Annotated in this window: 11 protein-coding genes; 7 read left to right on the top strand and 4 right to left on the bottom strand. The window is 42.7% G+C overall.

Translation table 11 applies throughout. The annotated features are described in order from the left end of the window. Nucleotides 1–104: 104 nt before the first annotated feature. The gene (locus tag HFA01_RS17180; RefSeq protein WP_146818543.1) at nucleotides 105–1,292 is read left to right on the top strand and encodes a NupC/NupG family nucleoside CNT transporter; all 1,188 of its coding nucleotides are present in this window, start codon (nucleotides 105–107) and stop codon (nucleotides 1,290–1,292) included. 134 nt (nucleotides 1,293–1,426) lie between these two features. Continuing rightward, the gene (locus HFA01_RS17175; protein ID WP_146818541.1) at nucleotides 1,427–2,851 is read left to right on the top strand and encodes an aldehyde dehydrogenase family protein; all 1,425 of its coding nucleotides are present in this window, start codon (nucleotides 1,427–1,429) and stop codon (nucleotides 2,849–2,851) included. A gap of 325 nt (nucleotides 2,852–3,176) precedes the next feature. Here the strand turns inward: HFA01_RS17175 and HFA01_RS17170 are convergent, their stop codons facing one another. Then, nucleotides 3,177–4,538, bottom strand: a complete 1,362-nt coding sequence (locus HFA01_RS17170) for an MATE family efflux transporter (protein ID WP_146818539.1) — start codon at nucleotides 4,536–4,538, stop codon at nucleotides 3,177–3,179. 110 nt (nucleotides 4,539–4,648) lie between these two features. Between HFA01_RS17170 and murG the strand changes: the two genes are divergently transcribed. From murG to helD, 4 genes are all read left to right on the top strand, one after another. Further along, on the top strand, nucleotides 4,649–5,725 hold the full coding sequence (murG, locus tag HFA01_RS17165; protein WP_146818537.1) for an undecaprenyldiphospho-muramoylpentapeptide beta-N-acetylglucosaminyltransferase: 1,077 nt from the start codon (nucleotides 4,649–4,651) through the stop codon (nucleotides 5,723–5,725). Nucleotides 5,726–5,930: 205 nt separating this feature from the next. After that, nucleotides 5,931–6,356, top strand: a complete 426-nt coding sequence (locus tag HFA01_RS17160; RefSeq protein WP_146818535.1) for an ATP-binding protein — start codon at nucleotides 5,931–5,933, stop codon at nucleotides 6,354–6,356. Nucleotides 6,357–6,361: 5 nt separating this feature from the next. Then, complete coding sequence (locus HFA01_RS17155) at nucleotides 6,362–6,715, top strand: hypothetical protein (protein ID WP_146818533.1); 354 nt, start codon at nucleotides 6,362–6,364, stop codon at nucleotides 6,713–6,715. 301 nt (nucleotides 6,716–7,016) lie between these two features. Next, nucleotides 7,017–9,260, top strand: coding sequence for an RNA polymerase recycling motor HelD (helD, locus tag HFA01_RS17150; protein ID WP_146818531.1), 2,244 nt, complete (start codon nucleotides 7,017–7,019; stop codon nucleotides 9,258–9,260). 112 nt (nucleotides 9,261–9,372) lie between these two features. Here helD and HFA01_RS17145 read toward each other — a convergent pair whose 3' ends face one another. The 3 genes from HFA01_RS17145 to HFA01_RS17135 are packed head-to-tail and all read right to left on the bottom strand — an operon-like array spanning nucleotide 9,373 to nucleotide 13,084. Beyond that, on the bottom strand, nucleotides 9,373–10,503 hold the full coding sequence (locus HFA01_RS17145; RefSeq protein WP_146818529.1) for a Ger(x)C family spore germination protein: 1,131 nt from the start codon (nucleotides 10,501–10,503) through the stop codon (nucleotides 9,373–9,375). Further along, entirely contained in the window at nucleotides 10,500–11,606 is a 1,107-nt protein-coding gene (locus HFA01_RS17140) for a GerAB/ArcD/ProY family transporter (RefSeq protein WP_146818526.1), read from the bottom strand. Before HFA01_RS17140 ends, HFA01_RS17145 begins: the two co-directional genes overlap by 4 nt. Beyond that, nucleotides 11,603–13,084: a spore germination protein gene (locus HFA01_RS17135; RefSeq protein WP_146818524.1), complete on the bottom strand. Its 1,482-nt coding sequence runs from the start codon at nucleotides 13,082–13,084 to the stop codon at nucleotides 11,603–11,605. Before HFA01_RS17135 ends, HFA01_RS17140 begins: the two co-directional genes overlap by 4 nt. 189 nt (nucleotides 13,085–13,273) lie before the next feature. Here HFA01_RS17135 and HFA01_RS17130 point away from each other — a divergent pair, with 189 nt between their 5' ends. Next, a complete protein-coding gene (locus HFA01_RS17130) occupies nucleotides 13,274–14,293 on the top strand; it encodes a TIGR00341 family protein (RefSeq protein WP_146818522.1) in 1,020 nt (339 codons plus the stop codon). The last annotated feature ends 5 nt before the right edge of the window (nucleotides 14,294–14,298 follow it).

Below are 14,298 nucleotides of genomic sequence, written 5' to 3'. Positions count from 1 at the left end.
TAAACCTTGCATGACGTCTGACAACCTGATAAAATCCATAGTGGAATTACTTGATGTAAGCATTTTCATAAATACTTTATTTAACAATTAGGGGAGGACTTATTGTGGGTATTCTTTTAGGAATTCTTGCTGTTGCGATCATTCTTGGAATCGCTTTTCTGATGTCCAACGATCGTAAGAACATTAACTTTAAAGGTGTAGCTGTCATGATTGCCGTTCAGTTGCTGATCACGGCTTTCATGTTCAACACGACCATCGGAAAACTCATTATTGACGGGATTTCCGCCGGGTTCAACAAGTTGATTGAGTTTGGAACGGTCGGGGTTAACTTCGTACTAGGTGGCGTAGAGGTAGGAGAAAACGGCGTGTTCTTCTTCAACGTCCTACTCATCATCATTTTCTTCGCAACTATTCTATCTGTTTTGACGTATTTGAAGATCTTGCCATTCATTATTAAATATCTCGGTTGGGGACTATCTAAGATTACTGGTTTGCCGAAGGTTGAATCTTTCAACGCAGTAAACAGTATTTTCTTCGGTCAGTCAGAAGCTTTGATTGCGATCAAGTCACAGTTTCACAACTTGAATGACAACCGTTTGTATATTGTCAGTGCTTCTGCAATGGGATCTGTATCTGCTTCTATCGTAGGTGCGTACCTTGGAATGCTGCCAAGTCAATATATCCTTGTTGCTCTTCCATTAAACATGTTCAGTGCCTTGATCGTTGCATCCATTATTGCACCGGTTAAAGTTTCTAAAGAAGAGGACAAAGTTGATATTCAAGATGTTTCCAATGCGAAAAGTTTCTTCGAAGCGATGGGTAATGGTGCTCTTGATGGTGGTAAAATCGCCTTGATCGTTGCATCCATGTTGATTGCCTTCATCGCATCACTTGAGCTTGTAAACTGGGTGTTTGGAGCTGTATTCAACGGATTTACGCTTCAAGAACTCCTTGGTTATATTATTGCTCCAATTGGATTGCTGATGGGTATTCCAGCTGCTGAAGTCGTTGACGCTGGTGCAATCATGGGTACGAAAATCGTAACGAACGAATTTGTCGCGATGCTTGAATTCTCTAACATGCTTGATAGCGTATCTGAGAAAACCGTTGGTATTGTAACGGTCTTCCTTACAAGTTTCGCTAACTTCTCCTCGATTGGTATCATTGCTGGTACGGTTCAAGGGATCGATGCGGAAAAAGGTGGACGAGTATCTGGTTTCGGTATGAAGCTTCTTATCGGTGCGACTCTAGGTTCTATGCTTTCTGCAACAATTGCAGGATTATTCCTATAAAGTGCCGAAAAGTCTGAATGGAGGGTTTCCTCCATTCAGACTTTTTTTTGTTTTATAAGCATCCGTGCGTGTTACCCAACCGTGAATAAGGGAATAGGAAAAGTCGTAGATTCTATTTCAAAGGAGAGAGGTTCATGGATCGTCATAAGCTCTATATTAATGGGGAATGGATAGACACCAATGATCAACTGGACGTATGGAACAAATACACACAGGAAACCTTTGCGCAGGTGGCTAAAGCGTCTGAAAAAGAAGTGGATGCTGCCATTGAAGCAGCGACGCATGCGTATAAACAGCATGCCATGTCTCCTTATGAACGCTTTGAAATATTGAAACGTGTAAGTGAACGATTGAAAGAGAACCAGGAAGACATGGCAAAAGTCATTACGATGGAAGCCGGGAAGCCGATCAAACAAGCGTTAACAGAGGTAGACCGGGCGGCTCAGACCTTTGAACTAGCTGCAGAAGAGGCGAAGCGGATTCACGGGGAAGGTGTTCCAGTAGAAGCAGCGCCAGGGTCTGAAAACCGTATGGCTTTTACGATCAAGGTCCCGGTGGGAGTTGTCGGAGCCATCAGCCCTTTCAATTTTCCGGTGAACCTTGTGGCACATAAGATTGCCCCTGCTATAGCGGCAGGGAATGCGGTGGTCTTGAAGCCTGCAAGTAAAACACCGATTTCTGCTTTGAAATTGGCCAAGTTGTTCGAAGAAGCCGGACTTCCGAAAGGGTTTCTGAATGTGGTGGTTGGTTCAGGCTCAACGGTCGGCAACCAAATGATGAAAGATGAGCGAATTAACTTGTACACATTTACTGGAAGTGCAGAAGTCGGATTGAAGTTAAAACAAAATACAGGGCTGAACAAACTCGTCCTGGAACTCGGAAATAACTCGCCAGTTATTATTGATAGAGAAGCGGATCTTGATGCAGCTGCAGAAAACGTAGCCGCTAAAAGTTACGCCTTTGCCGGGCAAGTTTGTATTTCTGTCCAACGTTTGTATGTACATGAAGAGGTACGTGAAGAATTTCAGGCCAAGTTCATCCAAGCCATTGAAAAGTTGAATGTAGGAGACCCGAACGACCCGAATACGGATGTCGGTCCTATGATCAGCGAGGAAGAAGCCGCACGTGCCGAAGAATGGGTGGAGGAAGCGAAGGCAGCAGGAGCCCAAATCATCCACGGCGGCAATCGTGAGGCTGCTTTATTTCACCCGACGGTTTTAACAAATGTAAAACCAGATATGAAAGTCGTTTGTGAAGAAATATTCGCTCCCGTCGTGAGCATCATTCCATTTTCCAACCTTTCCTCTTGTATCGAAGAAGTGAATGACTCCCCTTATGGTCTTCAAGGCGGTATCTTCACACAGAATATCGATACTGCTTTTTATGCAGCTAAGAATGTTGAAGTGGGAGGTTTAATGGTTAATGACTCCTCCCAATACCGGGTTGACCTCATGCCTTACGGTGGTGTGAAAGACAGCGGGTGGGGCAAAGAAGGTCCGAAATACACGATTGAAGACATGACAGAGGAACGCTTGATTGTTCTTAACTTAAACAAGTAACCACCTATAATAAAACAAAAGAAGCGTCCCTCACCAGGACGCTTCTTTTCATAACCAATATTTGCTCCCTATTGTGGAAGATTTCGTTTTGAAACTTTTGTTAGGAGCCCATACCTGGCATTATTAAAGGAAGCCTTGCCTGGTTGATATAATGAATGACAGTTCCTGCCCTTAGATACGGGGTCAAGGTCAGGGGAACTACGATTTGCCGTGTTTTGAATTAGATCGTACAAAAACACACACGCTCGTGTCTCCGATCGCTTTTCATGCGAACCTACTCCCACAGAATCTTCAAGAATCCTCTTAGATTGTTAATTACAATTCTCTAGGAAGCAGTGCTGGTTTGGGTTTTTCTTTTTTGGATGTACAGCATACGGATGAGAAGGGTGATGGCTCCTGCGGTTAAGCCGATCGTCAAGCTTAACCAGTATCCGTAAGGGCCGAGGGCCGTATAGTTCGCAAGCCAGTACCCACTCGGCAAACCAATGCCCCAATAAGAAATGAACGCCATAACAAGCGTAATGTTCACATCTTTATATCCACGTAGAATCCCTTGCAGAGGTGCGCCGAATCCATCCGACAGCTGAAAGAAGATAGCATAGATGATGAAATTCTTAGTTAATTCAATTACCCTTTCATCTGTGCTGTAGAGTCTAGCAATCGCATCATCGAACAAAAATAAAATCAGACCTGCAAAGACGCTCATCATTACAGCTGATGCAATTCCTAAATAAGAATAAGTTCTCGCTTCTTTGTGTCTTTCTGCCCCAACTTCGAATCCAACGGCAATGGTTAATGCAAAGGCGATACTCAAGGGAACCATATAGAGAAGAGAGGCAAAATTAATGGCTGCCTGGTGAGCGGCAATCGTATTCGTGTCATAAGCCGTCATAAAAAATGTGACGGCAGCGAAAATACTTGTTTCAAAAAAGATGGCAAAACCGATGGGAATGCCAATTTTCAATTGTGCCCACCACTCTTTCCATTCAGGAGAAATCCATGATTGGAAAATCTTATAGGTTCTTAGTGGACGGAGTTTGTGAATGATGGTAACAAGAATGACTAATGATACCCAATAGGTTAGAGCAGAAGCTACTCCCGCACCAATCCCTCCCAGTTCAGGGGCACCCAATCGACCGAATATGAACATATAATTAAAAAGAACATTGATCGGCAGTGTCATCAGGATGACGGCCATTGAAACTTTGGTTTGACCTAAGGCATCTACAAATGACCGAAGGATGTTGAAGACAAACAAGGGCACAATCCCGATTCCCAGTGTCAATAAGTAATATTTTGCTACATGCCGGACTTCTGGAGTGATATCTAATAAAGACAAGATCGGATCCAATAAAAAGAACCCGAGTGTTCCTATTCCTCCCGCCAAAAGGATGGATAAATAAATCCCTTGTTTAACGGAATAAGAGATTTCATTTTCTTTCTTTGCCCCTTTTAATTGAGCGACAATTGGGGAAATAGCCATGAGAATGCCATTCAATCCTGTAAAGACAGGCATCCATATGCTTGACCCTATCGCTACTCCCGCCAGTTGATCAGGGCCGGATTGACCAGCCATAATCGTATCGAAAAAGTTCATCAAGTACATTCCGATTTGTGTAATCAGGATCGGAATGAGGATAACGCTGAACAGTTTGATTTTTTCTTTTAAAGTTTTTGTTTCGTACATAGGCCACACTCTTTTCTGGTACAATTCTCTTTAGAGGAATACGAGGATTATAGCATAGTAACACATCCAGAATTACTTAAGAAGCCCTCTGAAAGGACGTTGATTAACATATGAGTCAAAAAAGGATTTTATTTACAGGTGGAGGGACAGCGGGTCACGTCATCGTGAACCTTGCGCTTATTCCAGAATTTCAAAAACAAGGATATACCGTCGATTACATTGGATCCTATAGTGGGATTGAAAGAAATTTGATTGAGCCGTTAGATGGAGTCACCTACCACGGCATCTCAACAGGAAAACTGAGAAGGTACATGTCGAAGGAAAACTTCAAGGATCCTTTTAAGGTGTTGAAAGGATTAGCTCAATCTCTCCGCATCATCCAGAAACGGAAGCCCCAGGTCATTTTTTCAAAAGGGGGATTTGTCTCCGTACCTGTCGTTATGGCGGCACGCTTGAAGAGCGTTCCGACCGTTATTCATGAATCGGATTATACGCCGGGTCTGGCCAATAAACTATCCTTCCCGTTTGCAAAAAAAATCCTGGCTACATTTCCTGAAACCATGAAACATCTGCCGGAAGGAAAGGGTGAATATATCGGGGCCGTAGTCCGCGAAGAACTGTTTGAAGGAGACCGCTCTAGAGGTTTAGCCCTGTGTGAATTCCACAAGCAGAAACCTGTGGTAATGGTGATGGGAGGCAGTACAGGATCAAAGAGAATCAATGATGCGATACGCGATAATTTAGATGAATTGCTCCAGGAGGTTCAGATTGTTCACATCTGTGGGCAAGGGCACAAAGACACGTCCATCAACAAACGTGGATATGCCCAGTTCGAATATGTCCAAGATGAGCTGAAGGATTTGTTTGCTGCTACGGACTATATCGTCTCCAGAGCAGGGTCAAACGCTATATTTGAGTTTTTAGCTTTGAAAAAACCGATGCTTCTCATTCCATTATCAAGAAAAGCAAGTCGCGGAGACCAAATTTTGAATGCAGACTCTTTTGTTAAACAAGGATATGCGATGAAACGAGAGGAAGAGGAGCTCACAAATGAAACCTTATTGAATGATCTCCGTCAACTGATCAACAATCGTGATCAGATTCTTAGATCCATGCAAAGCTATCAAAGTGAACAAACGAAGGAAAAAGTAATGGACATCATCCAAAGTCATGAAAGGAAAAAGTAAGGGATCCTTCTTATAAGGCAAGTGACGTAGAAGTGAATGTCAAACAAGAAAAGTTGTCCTCTCATCCATCATCATTTTTCCATTTTTATGAAAAAGTTAACACTTCCCCTTTTAAGTGATTTGGATAAAGGGAATAGAAAAGGGAACAAATCCATTTACTAAGTCCAATGGTTGCAATTCATGGACTTAGAAGAGGAGAGGCTGAATGATGAAGGCATCTATAGAAGCCAATATCAGACATCCGAGAGAACTGAGAGATGTCCGACGTAAATATTCACCATATCTTGCCAAATACTACGGGAACGATCAACTTCTTGTGGATGCATCGATTACTGAAGCTGTATGGAATGCGTGGGCCCATGGCCATCAAGAGAGAACAGATTATCCCGTCTTATTGAAAATCCATTTTCTCCATTCACGGTTACTCATCAGAGTTTATGATCATGGAGACGGGTTTGACTGGAGGCCTTATCAGGTGACAGGTGACATGAAGCACTGGTTTCCAAGTGTAGAAGACTTGGATGAGAGTGGACGCGGAATTACGTTAATGCTTAGAGTTATGGATGTTTTGCGATATAATGAAAAAGGCAACGAGTGTTTGCTAATGAAAAAATATCTCAATCAGGAGTAGATTTCGTGAACACAAACATCTGTCGGTATTGTTACAAAAAAATTCAGGACCGTGACGAACTTGTCACAGCATCCAATTGGTTCAGAATACGTCCTTATCACTACCGTTGCTTCGAACTGCTGGAACAGGATACAAGGACAATAGCAGGAGCGTGGACGCCTATCAATGGAAGAGTAGGCCTTGTGACTGTTTTTCTCATGCTTGTTCTGGCCATCGTTCTTCTTTTTACCAACCTTCTTGGGGGAATCGGGGATTTGGTAGGATTTCTGGCCTTATATCCTGTACTTTTGCGTATTCTTTCTTTCTTCATATTTGAGATGCATCTGCCGAAATATGTGGAGAACAAAAACAGACCCTAGGGTGCCTTTTTAATAGCTGTTTAGTTTAGGTGTAAGCGCAAAACAAAGCGCACCCTTAAACTAAACGGCTTTTTATTTTATCTTACATCATGCTATTCCGAGCCCTTACATAAGTCGTCTTTCGTAACGGAGCCTACTTACATAAAACGAACTCATTAATGATTGCGCTTCCAACGTGGATATGGTATCTTATTGACTCGTTGCTTTGAAAAACTGCATGTTGGGCCAGCGCTCACTCGTCATTCCATTAGAAGAATGTTCTGTGAACCGTGCAGAATAAAAAGAAGGAGGAATGGCTTAAATGACGGAAAAGCATACGGAATTTGAAAAAGAACGAGACCGTCTGTCTTTTACAAAAACGTATATGGACAGACTGATCACCTCACAGGAAACAGGTCAGGAATCACTGAAGAAGCGCCAGGAAGACACCCTTGAGAACCTCAGCTTCAAAGACAGCAGTCTCAGGTACCAAGAAATGCTTTCTCATGCGAATTTCATGAAAATGTCCAAAGAACAACTGGAAAACCTCAAACATCTACGAAACAAGCCGTATTTTGCCCGCATTGATTTTCATCAAAAAGAAAAGCCCGATCGAGAAATTTTTTATATTGGTAAGACGTCATTATTTGACCGAGAAACTCAATACCCTATCATTTTAGATTGGCGTTCTCCTCTAGCGAATGTCTATTATGAAGGCCGCCTGGGGGAAGTGAGTTACGAAGCGTTGGGAGAAAGATACGAAGGAGATGTTTCCTTAAAAAGACAGTATCAGATTGAAGATGGGGAGCTGTTGGATTACCGTGATATCGACCTTACCACAAAAGATGAATTGCTTCAGGACTCGTTAACTCAGAATGCCGAAAAGCGTTTGACAGAAATTGTATCCACCATTCAAGAAGAGCAAAATAGAATCATTCGTGCCGATTTACGTAAGCCGATTATTGTGCAAGGGGCTGCAGGAAGTGGAAAAACAACGATTGCTCTTCACAGGATCTCTTATTTTCTATATACAATGAAAGAAATCTTCCGTCCAGAAGAGATGCTCATTCTTGCTCCCAACCGCTTATTTATTCAGTACATATCTGAAGTTTTGCCTGAACTTGGGGTAGATCGAGCAAGACAGACGACCTTTACCGATTTTGTTCTACAGGCTACCGGAATTCGTCTGCCTGTCGTCACTCAGCATGAGGTGCTTATGAATGCGGTGGAAAAATCCGGGGATCGCAGTTCTATTGAAGGAGCACGGATGAAAGGATCGAAAAGATTCAAAGAAATCTTGGATCGCTATCTGCAAAAATGGAAGAAGTCCTATAAGGTAGAGGGTGATTTTACGCTCGCAGGGTTTAAGATTAAAAGTGCAAAAGCCATCAATCGTTTGTTCTTTGAAGAATACAGTTATTTTCCTTACGAGGTGCGCGTTCAGAAAATAAGGGCTGTATTGCAAAGTGAATTGAAAAGAAAAAAGAAGCGGATCCTGGAAAAAATGGCTGCCAAATATGATGAAGCCCTTGACGATGCACTCTATGGGATGAAGGATGCGGAGAAACGAAAAATCCGTGTCAGTTTTTTGATTACAAGGAAAGAGGAAAGGCTGGATGAAATAAAGAAAGCAGCCAGGTCATCGGTCAATCGTTATATGAAGAAGTATCCGGAAGTAGATGTATGGACAATCTATCAGCAGCTTTTTGAAGAGGAGACCTTTCCAACCGCTTATGGAGATGAACCTTCTGAATGGGAGCAAATGAGAAAGGATACGAGAAAGGTGCACGCAACCGGGAAGCTTTGTGCGGAAGATTTAGCGCCTCTGTTGTATTTGAAGACCTTTATCACAGGTCTTGATCCTGACGATCGTGCAAAGAAAGTGGTCATTGACGAAGCGCAGGATTATAGTTTTATGGAAATTTTCAGTTTGAGAAAGGCTTTTCAAACCGATTTGTTCACTATAGTAGGAGACTTGGCGCAAGGGATTTATCATTACCGTGGATTAGAGAATTGGGAAACACTGCAAATCGATATTTTCCCGACGGCCAACTACCTCACTCTGCAAAAGACGTACCGGACGACAATTGAAATCATGAACTTAGCTAATCGGCTTTTAGACGATATGCCAGATGCACTTCCGAAAGCAGAACCTGTGGTCCGACATGGGGATGTGCCTACTTTTCTTTTCAGGGGAGAGTATCGGAAGGGGGACATTCATGAGTTGATCAATGATCTGGTCAAAAAAGGTATGAACAACTTCGCTTTTGTCACAAAAACAAAACAGGAGGCGGAGAAGCTCGCCCATGAACTTCCTTCCTTCGAGATCATGGAAGAGAACACGGATGAGTTGGGGGATCGCGTCATCCTCCCTGCCTACCTTGCCAAAGGACTGGAGTTTGATGTTGTTTTTCTCTATTGTTACGAACACGCTTATGAAAAAAATGAACTGGATTTGAAAATGCTTTATGTAGCTATGACGAGACCTCTCCATCGTCTCTATATGATTGGCAGACAGCCCGATGATTTCCTCCTAACTGACAAGGGTGGTCTTTGGACTTGTTGATGTTTCCTTCCTAAGGGTCAGGTAGCGATGGATACCCGTAGAAAGACAAACGAAGTACGTCAAATGAAACCCATGTGATAAAGGCGAACCTTTTTCACATGGGTTTTTATCTTTATTCGGAAATCCCATAGCGCAGAAGTTTAAAGGATACGTCAAAATCAACTTCAAGGTTTGGGATTTGTTGGCGCCAATTTTCTTTTGTCACTCGATTTGTTCTGTTTTGGGTGTTATATTTAGCCCCGAAACCGACCGGGTCCACTTGATGGTCAATCAGAATCTGCAACGTTTCTTGAAGGTGTTCTTTTACTTTATTCTCAATTTGTTTTTCCAACGCTTCTACAGCTTCTCTATTTTTCAAGTCGATATCCTGCGTGATTTCCAACAAACGACCTTCCATCTTCAGTGTGAATGATTGTTTGGTCGGATCTCCTTTTGATGGATGGATCTCATGTTCTGAATTTAGCTCATGAATCGAAACATGCAGGGCTCCTTCGCCTGGCTTGTCGATGCTTTCCTTCTTGTGGTATTTCTTTAATGCATCATCTGCCAGTTGGACTTGAAATTGCCCATGGTCGAACTGTTGTTTCATCAACATGATATAGAATGTATTTTCATGAGAAGTTGTATGGACATAGCGGTCATCCTGGAATAAACTGATCCCGTTAATCACCGCTTTATTGTCTTCAAGTGTAAGAGATGGAAGGATGGGATCTTTGCCAGTGTCATAATAGTCATGCAGGAAGCTGGTCAGTACAGCATTGGGGATGGCTTCTTCACTGATGCTTTTTTTAATAAGTTCCTGAATGTAATTCCCCGTATTGGGCCGATCTTCGTCATTTTCTGATTTCAGCAGTTCTTCTGACGGCACGGAACTTGTAGCTAAATAACCCATGTCCGATATGGCCGCATCCCTTTGAAGGGTGTCCATGTACTTCATCATTCCTCGTTTAGCAAGCTCATCTTCGAATATTTCAAGTCTTACTTGACCGGATACGAGTTGATGACTTGTAAGCCGGCTTGTGGCAAAACGAATCCCCTTCGATGTATCTGCTTCCCCTGTTACGACCTGAGATGTGCTCGATTGATCCGTGTCGAACTGGTACATGACGAGTGTGCCCCGAATTCGTTGGTCTTCAGTCAAATCATATCCGACAGCTGTAATAATTCCTAAGGTTTCGATGTAAGACTTTGGTATACAACCAGCGAGTAGGAAAACGATGATCAGAATGGAGGACCATTTCATGAAGCATTCCTCTTTTTCATTATTTTTTTTAATAGAACCATCACGTAAATGAACAATGGATAGACAAAAACAATCCAAAATCCAATCTGCCCCGTCCAGTCGGTTAGCTCGTTGAGGGAGACCCTTTTTTCAGCTGTTATGGAAGTAAGAAATAAGAGAAAGGCCAATCCATAGAGCGTTGGTTTCTTAGGAGCATTGAACAATCGCTTCAAGGAATGTACAATCATCCATCCAAATAATACGATATTCGGGATGATTACCATCATCCATAACGCAACGGCAATAAAATCAAACCGTTCCAAAACGGAGAAACTAATGATTTTGAACAAGGACAAAGTTGCCCATACGGTTGATTTTAACTGATCAGGGCTGAAGTAACCGATAGAAACAACAGTCACTAAAAGAATTAAGCATGTTGTAAAAAAGACGCCTGCGTGTGCAGGTATTGCCGCTCTTTTTTTATCTTGGATAAATGGATAAACGAAAAGGAGAATCTCAAGGCCAAGCACGGTAAAGGTGACTTGCTGCACTCCTTTTAGTAAATCAGGGGCAGGTGTCTGAAACACTGGTAAGAAGTGTTCCCAATCCATGTAAGTGATGGGTTTATAGATTGTGAAAACAAGCCAGATGGTAAGGAAGAAAAAGACGACGCTCGTACCTACCACTACCCTGAACCCGCCTAGAATACTATAAACCATGAGAGAGAGTAAAAAGAGAGCCATAAGCCAGATCGGCATCTCTGGAAAGACAAACACCTGTACCACTTCAATGTAATTTTTGATCACCGTCAAAAGGAGAAGAAAAATATAGAGCACATAAACGGTTCCCAGCGCTTTCCCAATCCATATGCCAAACAAGTCTTGTTGAATTCCGAGGATGTCGGCATTCTCATAAGACTTTAAGATTTGCAGCATGATGAAAACAATGAAATGAAGGTAAAGCCCCGCGACTAATACGGAAACCCAGGCATCCACTCCCGCTTCAAGCACAAGGATTCTCGGAACTCCCATCAATCCCGCTCCAATTTGAGAGGTGTGGATGATAAAGAAAAGGTAGAAGGCTTGAACGGTATGATCAGGATGGAAGGGGATGTTCGTCTTCATAGACGATCCACATCATTTCGTTCTTCTGCTTTTGATTCACTATATCTGTACTCGTCTTTGGTCATGAGGGACTTCGACCGTTTTGCATTTTTTTGAAAAGGCACTCGATATATAGATTCACTGAAATCACTCCATTGCAGTGGATAAATAGGGGACAAGTACGGACGCCCCAATGATTTTTGCTTTAACAAGTGGATGACCAGAAAAGACAAGGCAAATACAATACCGATAATACCCCAGGCACCCGCCAGAAGGATCATGGGAAAGCGGATGATCCGGATGGCTGTTCCCATTAAATAACTTGGGGCGGTGAAAGAGGCCAAGGCACTAAGAGCAATAATAATAATGAGGATGTTGCTTGTGAATCCAGCTTCTACAGCCGCCTGGCCGAGAACGATACCGCCAACGATCCCCATTGTCTGACCGACCTTCGTAGGTAAGCGGGCTCCTGCTTCCCGCAGCAATTCAATTAGAATTTCAAGTAAAAGAGCTTCTAAAACGGGAGGGAAGGGAACCGTCGACCTGGATTGACCCAATGATACTAGCAGGGTACTTGGTATGATTTCATAGTGAAACGTCAGTGCAGCTACATACATCGGTGTCAAAATGATGGACAGAGCCATAGATATGAAACGAAGCAACCTTATGAAACTCCCCATATTCCACCGCATATACAAATCTTCCGTCGACTCGAAAAAGCCGAAAAGATTCATGGGGCCAATCAACATGGTCGGGCTTTTGTCGACCATCACGCCTACACGTCCTTTAGAAATCGCGTTGCAAAAGCGATCCGGCAGTTCCGTGAAAATCAGCTGAGGGAAAACTGTACTGGATGAGTCTTCAATCAATTGTCCAAGAACGCTCGTGTCTTCTACTTCAGAGACTTGTAGATCTCTAATCCGTTGCCTCATGGTATCTACATTTTCTGTATTGGCGAGGGATTTCAAGTACACGATTCGTATTTCCGATTGGATCCGCTCACCAACAATTAATTTTTCTGTAACAAGATCTGGTGTATCTAAACGCCAACGTATGACATTAAGGTTTGTCATAAGCGATTCAGTAAACGAAACCTGAGGGCCGAAGACCAGCGACTCTGTTTCTGCTTGGTTTAAGGAACGGTGCTCTTGCTGAGGCAGTGCGAAGAGTGTCGCTTCCTTTTCACCTTCTATATAAATGCAGACACTTCCATGAATCATCTGCTCAATAATTGCATCCATCTTTTTCTCTTGTTTCGTTGAAGCCATAGGGATTTTATTCATCAAGTCATCATTTGTCCAGGAATGAGAGGATTTTGTGATGACTTCTAGAATTTCGTCTTCCAGTTGTTCTTTATTCACCTGATAGTGAATGAATTGGACACTGATCCATTGGCCTCCATGATTAAACACTTTCTGGACGAGATCCGGACTTTGATTAAGCAAATCCTTGGACGAAGACAAATATTCTTCTTTCTTCATCGGTAGTTGGAGAGACATAAAGGAACCTCCTTTCTCTTCTTCTCTAGGTAGAATTAGTATGTGAAAAATAGGAGACATTATGAAGGAGGTTCGATACTTCTGTATTTGGAACAGAGCAGAAGGATGAAAAAGTCCTTGATCCCACGAGAATCCTAATACGCAGGAATCATCAACTTTTTAAAGAGCGGTTAAATAGAGGTGAAGAGTATGAATTTGCAATTAATTGAAGTGTACATTCCTGATCAACACTTCGATTCCATCAATGAGAAGTTAAAAAAGTATGATCATCGTTCGTATTGGGTTTCAAGCGAATCAGAAGAAAGGATGCTCGTACGAATCCTCGTTCAAAAAAATGAAGTAGAAGAGATTCTCAACTATTTAGAGGAGGTTTCCAATGTAGTTGAAGGGTTTGAGACACTGCTCATCCCTGTGCAAACATACATTTCCAAGGAAACCATACACGAAGAAACCAAAGAAAAAGAAGAAAAGGAAGACAACGAAGAGGAAAAATCCCGCCTTCTTCGAGCCAGCCGGCATGAATTGATGAATGCGGCTGAAAAAAACGGCCATATTACAATGAATTATTCCTTACTTATCTTATTATCAGCGATTGTAGCTACTGTTGGTATCATAAAAGATAGTGAAGCGGTGGTCATCGGGGCGATGGTCATTGCTCCCATGATTGGGCCAGTGATATCGGTTGCTTTTTTTGCGATTCTTGGTGATTATAAAGGGCTTGGACAATCAGCTGTGAGTTCTCTGTATGGAGTAGCGATCGTCTTGTTGATCTCCATAGCCTTCGGTTATTTTACTGATGTTGGAATGGAAAACGCTCAATACCTGGATCGGACGAAGGTTACTTTGATCGACATTCCATTAGGGGTGGCGTCTGGAGCTGCTGGAGCGCTCGCTTTTTTAAATCGTTTATCAGGGAACTTGGTCGGGGTTATGGTAGCTGTAGCTTTGCTTCCACCATCGGTCGCGTTGGGGATGTCAATCGGCGATGGATCGATGGCAGCGGCGTATGGGGCCTTCTTATTAGTTACGGTGAACATCATGTCGATCCTGCTGGCTGCTGTATCCATCTTTTCGCTCAGCGGAATTCGACCTGTTCGCTGGGAGGAGGTTCAAAGAGCAAATGTCTCCCGCCCACTCTCCATCGTATTCATCATCATCATCGTTCTTATCCTTGCCATTGTCATTCTGGAAGGCCAGAACATTATCTAACTATA

The organism is Halobacillus faecis (assembly GCF_007991335.1).
Lineage (GTDB): Bacteria > Bacillota > Bacilli > Bacillales > Halobacillaceae > Halobacillus > Halobacillus faecis.
Note: the sequence above shows the minus strand (reverse complement) of the source record. Positions and strands in the feature narration are given on the sequence as shown.